Raw genomic sequence first — 16230 nt, 5'->3', positions numbered from 1 at the left:
AATACGACAAAATGACCCAGAATGCACGAAAATAACATATCCACTGATTCAGGCTTGATCGTTGGTACAAGCGAGTTTAAAGGCAATTACCCCCTACAACGTTTTTCCATCGCGCCGATGCTCGATTGGACAGACCGCCATTGCCGCTATTTTCATCGTTTGTTAACTAAGCAGGCATTGCTCTATACCGAAATGGTCACTACGGGTGCGATCATCCATGGCAAAGCAGACTATCTGGCTTATAGCGAGCAAGATCATCCCGTCGCGTTACAGCTCGGGGGCAGTGATCCACAAGCGCTAGCACATTGCGCTAAATTGGCGGAGCTTCGTGGATACAATGAAATTAATCTGAATGTCGGTTGCCCTTCTGATCGGGTACAAAATGGGCGTTTTGGCGCTTGTCTAATGGCTGAGGCAGATCTGGTTGCTGATTGTATTAAAGCCATGCGTGATGTGGTTTCTATTCCCGTCACGGTGAAAACCCGTATTGGGATTGACGAATTAGATAGCTACGAGTTCTTGTGTGAATTCGTGCAGACTGTCGCAGAACGTGGTGAATGTGATATTTTCACCATCCATGCCCGTAAAGCCTGGCTTTCAGGATTAAGCCCGAAAGAAAATCGCGAAGTTCCTCCTCTGGATTATGAGCGGGTTTATCAGCTTAAACGTGATTTTCCGGCACTGACTATCGCTATTAATGGCGGTGTCAAAACCTTGGCTGAGGCTAAAGAACATCTTAAGCATCTCGATGGTGTGATGATGGGGCGTGAAGCCTATCAAAACCCCAGTATTTTAACGCAAGTGGACCGCGAACTGTTTGATCCAAATGCACCAGTGGTCGACAGTGTTAAAGCTATAGAAGCGCTTTATCCTTATATTGAACAGGAGCTGTCGCGTGGCGCTTATTTGGGCCATATAACCCGGCATATCCTTGGTATTTTCCAAGGGATCCCCGGTGCGCGCCAGTGGCGCCGTTATTTGAGTGAAAATGCGCATAAGCCTGGAGCTGATGTTTCCGTGGTAGAAAAGGCGCTGGCATTGGTGACTCGCCCACAACACAGTTAGTCACTAAAGTGACGATAAGTTAGCGAAATTGACCATGCCTGCTGATTTCATTGGCAGGCTTATTTTATTGATAATCAGTAAATTCAATCTGTTACCTATACTCTCTAAATTGGCACGTTTCTTGTAATAAGCTTAATAAACACTTTATCGATATCATTGTATTTAATGATGTGATGGTGAGATATAAATAATTATTAAGGAGCCAGCCATGTTCGAAATCCTCTTTGTGATCGGCTTTTTTATTATGCTGATGGTGACCGGTGTTTCTCTGTTGGGCATATTCGCCGCTTTAATGGTTGCCGCTGCTTTTATGATGCTAGGTGGCTTATTTGTGATGATGATTAAGTTGTTGCCATGGTTGATATTGGCGGTGGTCATTGTCTGGATCTGGCGTTCAATGCAAAAACCGGTTGTAAGACGTTACTGATTATTTTGTTTTCTTGCGGGAGTGATCACAGGCTGAAAGTTTAGTGGAGCAAATTACCAGGAAAACGTATTTTTTCCTAAATGGGCTTGTTAGGATGCTGACAGATACGATTTGGTATCACGTTTTCATCCCTGTCAGAGGTGAAAATAGCCGTATAAACGGCACGTTCACTTAAGTGAACATCACTCTGACAGAAAATACCCTGCTGTACCCCTACAAGTGTCTCAAAGAAAGCGGTGTAACCAGGGCTTCTTAGCATTAGAAGCCCTGGTTATTACTTTAGGCGCTGACTTGACAAGCAGAATATTAAGTCAGGTGATAGATATTAAAGATTAGAAAAGAATCGGTCATAATTAGCAATGATATAAGCTATTTGTGCATCAAAAGCTTCTTTTGCCAATTGCTTCTCTTCTTCATTTTTACATTTTGCTTTGATATCAAAAAAACTCTGTTGCATTAATTGAACAGCAACATCCATAGATTTTTGGAATGCTGATAAATTATTATTTTTTCCATAATTATCTAAAAGATAATCAAATTTCTCATCAGCAAAGTCCCGCAATAACTGAAACTCTAAGTTATTGATTTTATTGTCGCAATAGATATTTCTTAGCAATTCATCTATATCTCTATTGTTTTCAGCGTTACTCATTATTTAGACCTCATTATAGTTAATGGATTTTGTCGTGTTTAAATTACCGAATGAGGATATATATTTAGTGGCATGAGGGCAATTGGGATATATTAAACTGTGGTCTTAAAATAATAGGAAATAACTTTTTTAATAAATTAAAATTTAAATAATGGATAGCGATATTTAGCTATCCATTAATAGTGCCGAGAATTAAGGAATTAACAGACTAGAGCCGGTTGTCTGGCGGCTTTCTAATACTTCATGGGCGCGGCGCGCATCACTCAGCGGGAACTGTTGAGCTTGCGCCACATCCACCTTAATGGCTCCACTGATAATCAATGAAAACAGCTCTTGGCTGGCATTTGCCAACTCTTGCCGGTTAGTCACATAGGCGTTGAGGGAAGCCCGGGTCACATACAATGAGCCTTTTTGATTCAGTATGGCAAGATCAACACCAGTCACTGGGCCAGAGGCATTACCAAAACTGACCATCAAACCTCTGCGTTTAAGGCTATTTAATGAGTCCAGCCAGGTGCTTTTCCCCACTGAGTCATACACTACGCCCACTTTTTCACCATTCGTCAACTCAGCCACGCGCTCGGCGATATTTTCTTTACGGTAGTTGATGGTCGCCCAAGCCCCTTTGGCTTGCGCCAATGCCGCTTTTTCATCGGAGCCGACGGTGCCAATCAGTTTCGCGCCCAGCGCTTTTGCCCATTGGCAGGCAATCAGCCCAACGCCGCCTGCCGCGGCATGAAATAAGAACACTTCGCCGGGTTTGATTTCATGGGTTTGGCGTAATAAATACTGAACAGTCAGCCCCTTAAGGAATGAAGCAGCGGCCTGTTCGAAGGAGATCTGCTCAGGAAGCAGCGCAATTTTACTCGCATCGATATTATGGATTTCGCTGTAAGCACCTAGTGCTGCCTGAGCATATACCACCCGGTCGCCAGCTTTTATCGTGCTAACTGCCGAACCGACCTTAGTGACAATACCGGCCGCTTCACTTCCCAAACCGCTGGGAAACTGTGGCGGTGGGTAGAGGCCAGAACGCACATAAGTATCGATATAATTAATACCAATAGCTTTATTTTCTACTTGAACTTCATGTGGTGCCGGGTCGATAGGTGTGAAATCAAGATACTGCAATACTTCCGGCCCGCCAGTGGTGCTGAATTGAATGTGTTTTGCCATGCCAGATCCTCGAAATAATAATTGCATGTTAGCGCTAAATAATTACTACTTTCCAATATAGCGTATACTACTCGCTTTATTTCTTAGTCGTCGTTTTCCTCTATCGCAACAAAGGTAAAGAACACTTTTCATGGCAGCGAAAAAACCCACCAACAATATGACCGAGCCACGCGATCGCCAGATGGAAGGGCTGAAACTCCCACCTCATTCGCTGGAGGCAGAGCAGTCCGTGTTGGGCGGTTTGATGCTGGATAATGAGCGCTGGGATAACGTCTCTGAGCGCGTAGCCAGCAATGACTTTTTCAGCCGACCACATCGCCGGATCTTTACTGAAATGCAGCGCTTGCTGGAAAACAGCAAGCCGATCGATTTGATCACTTTATCCGAGTCATTGGAACAAAAGGGTGATTTGGAATCGGTAGGCGGCTTTGCCTATCTGGCTGAATTGTCAAAAAATACGCCAAGTGCGGCGAATATCGGTGCTTATGCAGACATTGTTCGTGAACGTGCAGTTGTTCGCGAAATGATCTCGGTCGCCAATGAGATAGCCGATGCCGGTTATGATCCCCAAGGGCGCAGCAGTGAAGATCTGCTGGATCTGGCGGAATCCAAAGTGTTTCAGATCGCCGAAAGCCGGGCCAATAAAGATGAAGGGCCGAAAAGTGTCGATCAGATCCTCGAAGCCACTGTCGCGCGAATTGAGCAGCTTTATCAGCGGCCACACGATGGCGTCACCGGGGTTTCAACCGGTTTTACTGATTTGGATAAAAAAACAGCCGGTTTGCAGAAATCAGATTTAATCATTGTGGCGGCGCGTCCATCGATGGGGAAAACCACCTTTGCGATGAACTTATGCGAAAACGCCGCGATGATGCAGGAAAAACCGGTGTTGATCTTCAGTTTGGAGATGCCCGGTGATCAAATAATGATGCGTATGTTGGCGTCTTTATCACATGTTGATCAGACCCGCATTCGTACCGGTCAACTTGATGATGAGGATTGGGCGCGGATCTCCAGCACCATGGGCATATTGATGGAAAAACGCAATATGTACATTGATGACTCCTCCGGCCTGACGCCGACTGAAGTGCGCTCGCGCGCGCGGCGAATTTTCCGTGAGCACGGCGGCTTGAGCCTGATTATGATTGACTACCTGCAATTAATGCGGGTGCCGTCGCTTTCGGATAACCGCACCTTGGAAATCGCTGAAATCTCACGTTCCCTGAAAGCCTTGGCGAAAGAGTTGCAGGTGCCGGTGGTGGCGCTGTCCCAGCTTAACCGAAGTTTGGAGCAACGTGCTGATAAGCGGCCAGTTAACTCTGACTTACGTGAGTCGGGTTCTATTGAGCAGGATGCTGACTTAATCATGTTTATTTATCGTGATGAGGTTTATCACGAAAACAGTGATGAAAAAGGGATTGCACAGATTATCTTGGGAAAACAACGTAATGGCCCGATTGGCTCAGTACGCTTGAAGTTTAATGGTCAATGGTCACGCTTTGATAACTATGCTGGGCCACAGTATGACGACGAGTGATAAAATTAATAATATCAATAGCTAAGGATAAGAAATGAAAGCGGCAACTGCAGTAATCGACCGCCGCGCTCTGCGACATAATTTGCAACAGGTTCGGCGTATGGCACCGCAAAGCCGCCTGATTGCAGTTGTGAAAGCAAACGCTTATGGCCACGGGTTATTAGAAATAGCGCATACCTTGCAGGATGCCGATTGCTACGGTGTCGCGCGGATTGGTGAAGCGCTGATGCTGCGATCTGGCGGAATTGTCAAACCGATTTTGTTGTTGGAAGGTTTTTTTGCTGCCGAAGATCTCGCGGTTCTGGTGGCCAATCGCATTGAAACTGCAGTACATAGTATTGAACAACTGGCAGCGCTGGAAGCTGCCAATCTCTCCGCCCCAATCAATGTTTGGATGAAACTGGATACCGGCATGCATCGTCTGGGGGTTCGCCCAGAACAAGCGAAGGCTTTTTACCAGCGCTTAAGTGCGTGCCGTAATGTCATTCAGCCAGTCAATATCATGAGCCACTTTAGCCGAGCGGATGAACCGCAAGTGGACACGACCCGCCAGCAACTTGATTGTTTTGATGCTTTTGCGGCCGATAAGCCCGGCAAACAGTCTATTGCGGCATCCGGCGGTATTTTACTGTGGCCAGAATCGCATCGTGATTGGGTGCGCCCCGGCATCATTCTGTATGGGGTTTCGCCGATGGATGAGCCCTACGCCAGCCATTTTGATCTGTTGCCGGCGATGGCATTGAAATCCAGTCTGATTGCTGTTCGTGAGCACAAAGCCGGTGAACCTGTGGGTTATGGTGGCACTTGGGTCAGTGAGCGGGATACGCGGCTGGGGGTGGTGGCGATTGGCTATGGTGATGGATATCCGCGTAGCGCCCCGTCGGGCACCCCAATATGGCTGAATGGCCGCGAGGTTGGCATTGTTGGCCGGGTCTCAATGGATATGATTTCCGTTGATTTGGGGCCGGATGCCACGGATAAAGTCGGCGACGAAGTTTTGCTATGGGGGGCTGAATTACCGGTTGAAAAAATTGCCGTGCACACCGGTATCAGCGCCTATGAATTGATTACTAAGCTGACCTCCCGTGTCGCGATGGAATATCTGGGGGAATAAGGTAAGCTGCATAAATATACGCGTCGCATTCAAGTTACAGATGTATTGGCCGCTTTCATGCACCGACGTCACGAACTGTCCCCGTGACTGGCGGGCTGAGTTGCCCTCTCTCTGGAATGCGAATGATGTAGACAATAATTATCGATAAAGGAGAGCAGCACCGTGTTCCAAAATGTTGACGCCTATGCAGGTGACCCGATCCTGTCGCTGATGGAAAGTTTTAAAGCCGATAACCGCGCACATAAAGTGAACTTGAGTATTGGGCTTTATTATAATGAGCAGGGTGAGATCCCATTGATGCAGGCAGTCAACGCTGCCGAAGCGCAATTAAGTGCCCAGCCACACGGAACCCCGGTCTATTTGCCGATGGAGGGTCTGCAACCTTATCGCAGCGCCATCCAGCAGCTATTATTTGGTGCAGAACACCCGATGTTGGTGCAGAAACGGGTGGCGACCATCCAAACCGTGGGTGGCTCTGGTGCATTGAAAGTCGGTGCTGATTTTCTGAATCATTATTTCCCCGATTCACAGGTTTGGGTCAGTGATCCGACTTGGGAAAACCACGTTGCTATTTTTAGTGGCGCAGGTTTTAAAGTGAATACCTACCCGTATTTTGATAATGACAAATTGGCTGTGAAGTTTGACCAAATGCTGGCAACACTCCAACAGTTACCGGCCAAAAGCATTGTGTTATTGCACCCTTGTTGCCATAACCCGACGGGGTCGGACCTGACAAATGCGCAGTGGGATCAGGTTATTGAAGTGGCTAAAGCCCGTGATTTAATCCCATTCCTGGATATTGCTTATCAGGGCTTTGGGGCCGGGTTAGAGGAAGATGCCTATGCTATCCGCGCGATGGCGGCAGCAGAATTACCCTGTTTAGTCAGTAACTCTTTCTCAAAAATCTTCTCCCTTTATAACGAGCGGGTGGGCGGTTTGTCTGTGGTGTGTGAAAGTGAGGAGGCTGCGGGCCGCGTATTGGGGCAACTGAAAGCCACTGTGCGCCGTAACTATTCCAGCCCACCAAACTTTGGTGCGCAGGTGGTTTCTAAAGTGCTGCATAACACTGAATTACGGGCACAATGGCAGGCTGAAGTGGAACAAATGCGTGTGCGTATTATTGAAATGCGCAGCACTTTAGTTGCAGCTTTGAAAGCCTCACTGCCACATCGTAATTTCGATTACTTGCTGCAACAACGCGGGATGTTCAGTTATACCGGTCTGAGTGCTGCTCAGGTGGAGCGCTTGCGTGAAGAGTTTGGTGTGTATCTGATTGCCAGCGGCAGGATGTGCATGGCGGGCGTTAATCACAGTAATGTCCAGCGCGTTGCGGCAGCTTTTGCGGCGGTACAGTAATCTGAATTGCGTATTTTTTACATTAAGGCGATAGCAATATCGCCTTTTTCTATTATTTTTTTCGCCACCTTTCCGCAACTTATCGCCATATTCCGCTTGTTTGGCCCACGGCCGATGGCTGTAAATCGATTAAAGAATATACTCATTAATGTAGTAGATACATGCCAAACGATCATTCATCGCTCACAGTAAATCTATTGTTACAGGCGCAAGCTAGCCATTCAGCATATTGCTGTCACTGATGAAATGACGTTTTTATGGAAAAAACAATGTATGAGGCCCTTTCGCGAGTCGGTACCGGCCCATAATAGGAGATATCCCCATGAATAATTCGGCATTACTGGAATACTGCATGTCCAAACCGGGGGCTGTGCAGAGTGACCATGAGGAATGGCAAGCAAATCAGATTAAAGTGGCGGACGTGATGTTTGCCATGGTGGGAGAGACGGGTGGACGCCCCTCTATCTCATTGAAAACCAGCCCTGAATTGGCCGAAAGCCTACGTGAGCAACATCCGGAGATCGTGCCGAGTGAACACTTGAATAAAGCGCACTGGAACACGGTGTTTCTGGATGGCAAATTACCTAACTCACAGTTCTATTCGCTCATTGACCGCTCTTATCAATTGGTATTCCAAGGGTTACCAGAACATAGAAGACAAGAGTTGGTTGTCTGAGGGGTAAACATAGCCTCTGGGACAGATAGTTCCCTGCCCCAGAGTGCTGGCCTGATGTTCTATTTGCGCTGCAACATCGGTTTGAGGAATCGAGCCGTGTGTGATGCTGTGCATTCTGCGACGGTTTCAGGTGTGCCAGAAACCAAAATTTCCCCCCCGCCACTGCCACCCTCTGGCCCCAAATCGACAATCCAGTCTGCGGTTTTGATAACATCCAGATTATGCTCAATGACCACAATGGTATTGCCCTGATCCCGCAATTGATGCAGTACCGCCAGGAGTTGCTGAATATCCGCGAAGTGCAAACCGGTGGTGGGTTCATCCAGAATATATAATGTCTGGCCAGTGCCGCGTTTTGACAGTTCGCGTGACAATTTGACTCGCTGTGCTTCCCCGCCCGACAAGGTGGTAGCCGACTGGCCCAGACAAATATACGACAGGCCAACATCCATCAAGGTTTGCAGCTTGCGCGCCAAGGCTGGTACAGCATCAAAGAATTCGCGCGCCTCTTCGATGGTCATCGCCAGCACTTCGTGAATATTTTTACCTTTGTACTTAACTTCCAGTGTCTCGCGGTTATAGCGCTTCCCTTTGCATTGGTCGCAAGGCACATAAATATCCGGCAGGAAGTGCATTTCAACTTTAATGACGCCATCACCCTGACAGGCCTCGCAACGCCCACCTTTCACGTTAAAGCTAAAGCGGCCCGGTGTATAACCCCGAGCGCGCGATTCCGGTACTCCGGCAAATAGCTCGCGAATTGGCGTAAAGATACCGGTATAGGTGGCCGGGTTCGAGCGCGGAGTCCGGCCAATCGGGCTTTGGTCAATATCGATAACCTTATCAAAGTGTTCCAGTCCTTGGATATCACGGTATGGCGCCGGTTCAGTAATAGTCGCGCCGTTCAGTTGGCGCTGCGCAATAGGGTATAAAGTGTCATTAATCAGTGTTGATTTACCAGAACCGGAGACACCGGTAATGCAAGTGAACAGCCCGACAGGCAGCGTCAGCGTGACGTCTTTTAGATTATTGCCACTGGCGCCGATCAGTTTTAATACTTTGCTCGGATCACCCGCAACGCGTTGCACCGGTATGGCGATTTCCCGCTTGCCGCTGAGGAACTGCCCGGTTAATGACTCTGGTGTCGCCATAATGTCATCGACAGTTCCTTCCGCGACGACTTCGCCACCATGCACACCCGCACCTGGGCCGATATCAATCACATGATCTGCGGCGCGGATAGCATCTTCATCATGCTCCACCACAATCACGGTATTGCCCAGATTACGTAGGTGAATCAGGGTCTCCAGCAAACGTTCATTATCGCGCTGATGTAGCCCGATGGACGGCTCATCGAGCACATACATAACACCGACCAAGCCCGCACCAATCTGGCTGGCCAGGCGGATGCGCTGTGCCTCGCCACCGGAGAGGGTTTCTGCAGAACGGGACAGCGACAGATAATTCAGGCCGACATTGACCAAAAACGTTAATCGCTCGCCGATTTCTTTCAGAATCTTATCGGCAATTTGCGCTCTTTGGCCGCTCAATTTTAAGCGCTTGAAAAACTCAAGGGCATCGCCGATGCTCATATCCGAGATTTTCGGCAGCGGGGTATTTTGCACAAAGACATAACGTGCTTCTTTGCGCAGGCGGGTACCTTCACAGGAAGCACAGGAGCGGTTGCTGATAAACTTAGCTAACTCTTCGCGCACCGCACTGGATTCCGTCTCTTTATAACGGCGCTCCATATTGTGCAGCACCCCCTCGAAAGGATGGCGGCGCACGGTGGTATCACCACGGTCATTAATGTATTTGAATTCAATGGTGTCTTTGCCGGAACCATAGAGCACGGCTTTCTGTATTGCAGCATCCAGCGAATCAAATGGCGCTTCGATATCAAACTTATAATGATCCGCCAGTGAGCGCAGCATTTGGAAGTAATAGAAATTACGGCGATCCCAACCACGAATCGCGCCACCTGCCAATGACAGTTCGGGATTTTGCAGCACACGGTCGGGGTCAAAGAATTGCTGTACGCCCAAACCATCACAGGTCGGGCAGGCACCCGCCGGGTTGTTAAAGGAGAACAGACGTGGTTCCAACTCGCTCATGCTATAGCCGCAGATTGGGCAAGCAAAATTGGCAGAGAACAGCAGTTCTTCGGCCTGAGGGTTGTCCATATCGGCGACCACTGCTGTCCCGCCGGAAAGCTCCAATGCGGTTTCGAATGATTCAGCCAGGCGCTGAGCCAAATCTTCGCGCACTTTAAAGCGGTCAACCACCACTTCAATAGTGTGTTTCTTCTGCAATTCTAATTTCGGTGGATCAGACAGATCGCAAACTTCGCCGTCGATCCGCGCCCGGATATAGCCCTGCATCGCCAGGTTTTCCAGTGTTTTGGTATGCTCGCCTTTGCGATCTTTTACCACGGGTGCCAGCAGCATCAGGCGACGGCCTTCGGGCTGACTTATGACGTTATCCACCATCTGGCTGACGGTTTGGGCTGCTAACGGAACATCGTGGTCTGGGCAGCGCGGTTCACCCACACGGGCGAATAACAGGCGCAGGTAATCATGGATTTCAGTGATGGTCCCCACGGTGGAACGTGGGTTATGGGAGGTCGATTTTTGCTCAATGGAGATAGCTGGGGAGAGACCTTCAATATGGTCAACATCCGGTTTTTCCATCAATGATAGAAATTGGCGCGCATAGGCGGAGAGAGACTCAACATAACGGCGCTGCCCCTCGGCATATAGGGTATCAAAAGCCAGCGAGGATTTGCCTGAACCCGATAGACCGGTAACCACGATCAGTTTGTCGCGCGGGATAATCAGGCTGATATTCTTAAGATTATGGGTGCGAGCGCCCCGAACTTCGATATTATCCATTCAAACACTTCCCGGATGTAAACTGAGCCTCTCACCGTGCCTTTATCGGTTTTTTACCTTAAAAAACAAAGATGAAAAGCAATAAGCCGGCGTAATTTGTTACGCCAAAAAAGAGCACAGCCAGTACGAAACGAATAATTATGACACAAAAAAACCTGAATGGATATCCAGTATCTGAGTGCAATTAAGACTGTTTTTACGCTAAATCTGCAATGCATTCCGCAGTTATGATCAGTTGTGCCGTTTGGTGGTTAGCGTGTTAAACTGGGTCGTTTATACTGTACGAAATTTATTTTATCAGGAGAGTTCACATGGCCAGCAGAGGCGTAAACAAAGTGATTTTGGTCGGGAATTTGGGCCAAGACCCGGAAGTCCGCTACATGCCGAATGGCGGCGCTGTTGCCAATATCACCCTGGCCACTTCCGAAAGCTGGCGTGATAAAGCAACCGGCGAGCAGAAAGAAAAGACCGAATGGCACCGTGTGGTGTTGTTCGGCAAACTGGCAGAAGTTGCCGGTGAATATCTGCGTAAAGGTTCTCAGGTCTATATTGAAGGCGCATTGCAAACCCGTAAATGGCAGGATCAAAGTGGCCAAGAGCGTTACACCACTGAAGTTGTGGTTAATGTGGGCGGTACCATGCAAATGCTGGGTGGCCGTCAAGGCGGCGGTGCTCCTGCGGGCGGTGGCGCACCACAAGAGGGCGGCGCACAAGGTGGTTGGGGTCAACCTCAGCAGCCACAAGGTGGCAACCAGTTCAGCGGCGGCCAGACTTCACGTCCTGCACAAGCAGCCCCTGCAGCACAGCCACAAGGCGGCAATGAGCCACCAATGGATTTTGACGACGATATTCCGTTCTGATCCCACTGGGGCTATGAACCAAAATAGTCTTGGCGATAAAATAACACCCTGTCTCGGCAGGGTTTTTTACTTTCGGCTTTACAGACCTCTGCAGAAGGTGATTTTAAGCACTCAGTTATCGTTGTTTTGCTTGCTTCACGTGACGTTGGCCGCTCGATCAACCCAAATATCCTTTTATCACTATAATCAATACTCTGATATTCATCATATGGAGCTTGATATGGTCATTGTTCACCATCTGAATAATTCGCGTTCACAGCGTATCTTGTGGATGCTGGAAGAGTTGCAAGTCCCCTATGAGTTGCAGCGCTATCAGCGCGATCCCGGCAGCTTGCTGGCACCACCCGAGTTGAAAAAAATCCATCCATTGGGGAAATCACCGGTGATTACTGATGGTGACCTGACCCTGGCGGAGTCGGGCGCTATCATCGAATACTTGCAGGAAACCTATGATGCACAAGGCTTGTTTAAGCCCACCGGCCATTATGATCGCCAGCAATTTCGTTACTGGATGCATTACGCTGAAGGTTCATTGATGCCACTTTTGGTCATGAAACTTATCTTTAGCCGCTTCGGTGGGCCGCCAGTTCCGTGGATTATCCGCCCAGTAGCCAAGGCATTAGGCGATGGAGTACAGAAAAGCTATCTGAATAAGCAAATTGCCACCCATCGTGATTATCTTGAACAACACTTATCGAAAAATCAATGGTTTGCAGGCAGTGATTTTAGTGCCGCAGATATTCAGATGAGTTTTCCTATTGAGGCGATAAATACACGCGGTAGCCTTGAGGGATTCCCAAAACTGCAAGATTTCTTAGTGCGAATTCATCAACGCCCAGCTTATCAACAGGCGATTGCAAAGGGCGGCGCTTTCAAATTAGAAAAGTGACCATTGGGGGCGGGGATCTCAAACCAACGAGTGTGAGGTCACTCACACTTTCGTTTCACTGCGCAATTGATGCTCGCGGACAAATTAATGTAAAAAAATGCATTAAATGTCGCTATCTGATGTTGCTTAGTCGCTGCAAATAGCTAGATAATCGTTTGCCTTAAATGGCATCTGCCCTAAACTTCGATTTTTTTCAGTCATGCATTTTTCCAGCTAATCGTTTGCTATTTTCTCCATCATATGGGTGTTGGGGGAGTTGGCGAGTTAATCGGCAGGGACGGAAACGATTACGTATGGAAAGAGCGCGTGTCTTGTTGACGACTTTACATTGACACACAGGGGACATAACCATGTCTAGCACCAATCCTCAAGCGAACCAGGCAGTCAAGCCGAAGGGTTCGCTTGATGCGTTTTTCAAGCTTAGTGAACGTGGCAGTAATGTGCGCCAAGAAGTGCTGGCCGGCCTGACGACTTTTCTGGCGATGGTCTATTCGGTTATTGTTGTGCCGAGCATGCTCGGTAAAGCCGGTTTTCCGCCAACTGCCGTGTTTGTTGCGACCTGTTTGGTTGCCGGCTTAGGTTCTTTGCTGATGGGCTTGTGGGCCAATTTGCCGATGGCGATTGGTTGCGCCATCTCATTGACGGCGTTTACTGCATTTAGCTTGGTATTGGGCCAGCAAATCAGTATTCCTGTGGCATTGGGCGCAGTATTTCTGATGGGGGTACTGTTTACCATTATCTCCGTCACGGGTATCCGCTCATGGATATTGCGTAACTTGCCGATGGGGGTGGCTCACGGCACCGGTATTGGTATCGGGCTGTTCCTGTTGCTGATTGCTGCCAATGGTGTCGGCTTGGTTATCAAAAACCCCATTGAAGGTTTGCCGGTAGCGCTGGGGGCATTTACTTCTTTCCCGGTCATTATGACGTTATTGGGCCTGGCGGTGATTTTCGGTTTGGAAAAACTGCGGGTACCGGGCGGCATTCTGTTGGTGATTATCGCCATCTCCATTATCGGCCTGATTTTTGACCCAAGTGTGACTTATCAAGGGCTATTCGCCATGCCAAGTTTGGCCGATGCTAATGGTAACTCACTGATTTTCAGTCTTGATATCATGGGCGCACTGCAACCCGTGGTATTGCCAAGTGTGTTGGCGCTGGTGATGACGGCGGTCTTCGATGCTACCGGGACTATTCGTGCGGTGGCTGGGCAGGCAAACTTGCTGGATAAAGATGGCCAGATTATCAGTGGCGGCAAAGCACTGACTTCTGACTCTGTCAGCAGCATCTTCGCTGGTTTAGTGGGCGCGGCTCCGGCGGCGGTTTACATTGAATCGGCGGCCGGTACTGCGGCAGGCGGTAAAACCGGCCTGACAGCAACGGTCGTCGGTATCCTGTTCTTGCTGATTCTGTTCCTTTCGCCGCTTTCCTATTTGGTTCCGGTTTATGCAACAGCTCCCGCTTTGATGTATGTTGGTTTGCTGATGCTGAGCAACGTTTCTAAATTGGACTTCGACGATTTCGTCGATGCGATGTCCGGTTTGCTCTGTGCGGTGTTTATCGTGCTGACCTGTAATATCGTGACCGGCATTATGCTGGGCTTCAGTTCACTGGTGATTGGGCGGGTCTGCTCTGGTGAATGGCGTAAATTGAATCTCGGTACTGTGATTATTGCCGTGGCGCTGGTGGCATTCTATGCTGGCGGTTGGGCAATCTAAGTCGTCAATCTTTGCTGGCATCGGGATAAATATACTCCCGATGCCATTACCGGTGTTAATACCCCTACTTTCTTTGTTTTTTCCTGCGCTCAATAACAGGTTTTTTCCCCGTTTTGCAAAAAATTGATCTACTATCAAATGCCGTTCAGTCTTGCCGATAAGCAGGGCCGTGATAATTTTATGTTGCTGCGCTATGTTGAGTTGAGTCTAAGGAAAGCATGGAAATCTTTTTTACAATCCTCATCCTGATTTTGGTGGTGTCGCTTTCCGGCGTGGTCACCCGGATGTTGCCGTTTCAAATCCCCCTCCCACTGATGCAGATTGTTTGTGGTGCCTTGTTGGCCTTCCCCCACTTTGGTTTGCATGTCGATTTTGACCCCGAATTATTCTTGGTGCTGTTTATTCCGCCGCTGCTGTTTGCTGATGGCTGGAAAACACCGACCAGGGAGTTTATTCATCATGGGCGGGAAATATTGGGTCTGGCCTTGGCCTTGGTGTTGGTCACGGTGGTGGGGATCGGTTACCTGATTTACTGGATGGTGCCGGGTATCCCGCTGGTGGCCGCCTTTGCGCTGGCGGCAGTATTGTCGCCGACCGATGCCGTGGCGTTGTCCGGTATCGTGGGGAAAGGGCGTATCCCCAAATCAATTATGGGCGTGCTGGAGGGGGAGGCATTGATGAACGATGCTTCCGGCCTGGTGGCGCTGAAGTTTGCGATTGCTGTTGCCATGGGCACCATGGTGTTTTCGGTTTCCGGTGCGACGCTGGAATTCCTGAAAGTCGCTATTGGGGGGCTGTTGGCCGGTGTGGCCGTGACTTGGCTGTACAGTAAGTCACTGCGCCTGATGAGCCGCTGGAGTGGCGATGACCCGGCCACACAAATCGTGTTGCTGCTGCTGTTGCCGTTCGCCTCTTACTTGATTGCCGAACATATTGGTGTGTCCGGCATTTTGGCCGCCGTGGCTGCGGGTATGACTATCAGTCAGTCGGGTGTGATTCGTAATGCCCCACTAACAATGCGGTTACGCGCCGATAGCGTGTGGTCGATGTTGGAATTCGTGTTCAACGGCATGGTGTTTATCCTGTTGGGCCTGCAATTGCCGGGGATTCTCGAAACCTCGATTGTGCAGGCTGAATTAGACCCGACTATCCAAACTTGGAATCTATTCGCCGATGTTGCCATTATCTATGGTGCATTGCTGGTACTGCGTTTTGGCTGGTTATGGTCGATGAAGAGAATCAGTAAGCGCTTGTTGGCTAAGCGGCCATTAGAATTCAGTAACTACACCACCCGTGAGCTGTGGGTGGCGTCATTTGCTGGGGTTCGAGGGGCGATTACACTGGCCGGTGTGCTGTCCATTCCGTTATTTCTCAGTGATGGCTCGGCCTTCCCATCCCGTTACCAATTGGTGTTTATCGCCACCGGCGTGATTTTACTGTCGGTCATTGTCGGGGTTATTGCATTGCCACCTTTATTGCGTGGTGTGACGATGGCCGATAAGAGTGTCAGCCGCGAAGAGGTTCGCTTGGCGCGCGCGGCGGCGGCAGAGGTGGCGATTGTCAGTTTGAATAAGATGGAAGAGCGGCTGGCGGCCAGCAGTGAAGAGAATATCGACCCGGAATTGCTCAAAGAGGTGAGTTCGCGCGTCATCGGCACGCTACGACGGCGTACTGGCAGTAAAGATGAAATCGAAAATACGCTACTTATCGAAAATCTGGAGCGGCGCTTTCGCTTAACGGCCCTGCGGGCGGAGCGCGGCGAGCTGTATCATTTGCGTGCTACACAGAAAATCAGCAACGAAACCCTGCAAAAACTGCTGCATGATTTGGATTTGCTCGAAGCGTTATTGATTGAAAAAGAAAGTTAAT

At 49.1% G+C, this 16230-nt stretch carries 13 protein-coding genes; 10 read left to right on the top strand and 3 right to left on the bottom strand.

Going from position 1 to position 16230, the window contains the following annotated elements:
* The first annotated feature begins 21 nt into the window (after positions 1-21).
* Positions 22-1065: a tRNA dihydrouridine(20/20a) synthase DusA gene (dusA, locus tag D5F51_RS20250; protein WP_261373021.1), complete on the top strand. Its 1044-nt coding sequence runs from the start codon at positions 22-24 to the stop codon at positions 1063-1065.
* Positions 1066-1273: 208 nt separating this feature from the next.
* Positions 1274-1492, top strand: a complete 219-nt coding sequence (pspG, locus tag D5F51_RS20245; protein ID WP_050101701.1) for an envelope stress response protein PspG — start codon at positions 1274-1276, stop codon at positions 1490-1492.
* A 325-nt stretch (positions 1493-1817) separates the two neighbouring features.
* Here pspG and D5F51_RS20240 read toward each other — a convergent pair whose 3' ends face one another.
* On the bottom strand, positions 1818-2144 hold the full coding sequence (locus D5F51_RS20240; RefSeq protein WP_025376780.1) for a hypothetical protein: 327 nt from the start codon (positions 2142-2144) through the stop codon (positions 1818-1820).
* A gap of 192 nt (positions 2145-2336) precedes the next feature.
* Positions 2337-3320 carry a quinone oxidoreductase gene (locus D5F51_RS20235; RefSeq protein ID WP_129198742.1) on the bottom strand — a complete coding sequence of 328 codons (984 nt, stop codon included), beginning with the start codon at positions 3318-3320 and terminating at the stop codon, positions 2337-2339.
* Positions 3321-3450: 130 nt separating this feature from the next.
* Between D5F51_RS20235 and dnaB the strand changes: the two genes are divergently transcribed.
* The 4 genes from dnaB (at position 3451) to D5F51_RS20215 (ending at position 8003) form a co-directional block, all read left to right on the top strand.
* Positions 3451-4857, top strand: coding sequence for a replicative DNA helicase (dnaB, locus tag D5F51_RS20230; RefSeq protein ID WP_025376782.1), 1407 nt, complete (start codon positions 3451-3453; stop codon positions 4855-4857).
* Positions 4858-4891: 34 nt separating this feature from the next.
* Positions 4892-5971: an alanine racemase gene (gene alr / locus D5F51_RS20225; protein ID WP_129198740.1), complete on the top strand. Its 1080-nt coding sequence runs from the start codon at positions 4892-4894 to the stop codon at positions 5969-5971.
* Positions 5972-6133: 162 nt separating this feature from the next.
* Positions 6134-7327, top strand: a complete 1194-nt coding sequence (locus tag D5F51_RS20220; protein ID WP_129198738.1) for an amino acid aminotransferase — start codon at positions 6134-6136, stop codon at positions 7325-7327.
* Between the two features lie 322 nt (positions 7328-7649).
* Complete coding sequence (locus D5F51_RS20215; RefSeq protein WP_129198736.1) at positions 7650-8003, top strand: MmcQ/YjbR family DNA-binding protein; 354 nt, start codon at positions 7650-7652, stop codon at positions 8001-8003.
* 59 nt (positions 8004-8062) lie between these two features.
* Here D5F51_RS20215 and uvrA read toward each other — a convergent pair whose 3' ends face one another.
* A complete protein-coding gene (gene uvrA / locus D5F51_RS20210; RefSeq protein ID WP_129198734.1) occupies positions 8063-10894 on the bottom strand; it encodes an excinuclease ABC subunit UvrA in 2832 nt (943 codons plus the stop codon).
* Positions 10895-11205: 311 nt separating this feature from the next.
* Here uvrA and ssb1 point away from each other — a divergent pair, with 311 nt between their 5' ends.
* From ssb1 to D5F51_RS20190, 4 genes are all read left to right on the top strand, one after another.
* Positions 11206-11754: a single-stranded DNA-binding protein SSB1 gene (ssb1, locus tag D5F51_RS20205; protein WP_129198732.1), complete on the top strand. Its 549-nt coding sequence runs from the start codon at positions 11206-11208 to the stop codon at positions 11752-11754.
* A 220-nt stretch (positions 11755-11974) separates the two neighbouring features.
* A complete protein-coding gene (locus D5F51_RS20200) occupies positions 11975-12643 on the top strand; it encodes a glutathione S-transferase family protein (protein WP_129198730.1) in 669 nt (222 codons plus the stop codon).
* Positions 12644-12993: 350 nt separating this feature from the next.
* On the top strand, positions 12994-14361 hold the full coding sequence (locus D5F51_RS20195) for an NCS2 family permease (protein WP_025376788.1): 1368 nt from the start codon (positions 12994-12996) through the stop codon (positions 14359-14361).
* 218 nt (positions 14362-14579) lie between these two features.
* Positions 14580-16229 carry a Na+/H+ antiporter gene (locus D5F51_RS20190; protein ID WP_129198728.1) on the top strand — a complete coding sequence of 550 codons (1650 nt, stop codon included), beginning with the start codon at positions 14580-14582 and terminating at the stop codon, positions 16227-16229.
* The last annotated feature ends 1 nt before the right edge of the window (position 16230 follow it).

The organism is Yersinia hibernica, from assembly GCF_004124235.1.
Classification (GTDB): domain Bacteria; phylum Pseudomonadota; class Gammaproteobacteria; order Enterobacterales; family Enterobacteriaceae; genus Yersinia; species Yersinia hibernica.
Note: the sequence above shows the minus strand (reverse complement) of the source record. Positions and strands in the feature narration are given on the sequence as shown.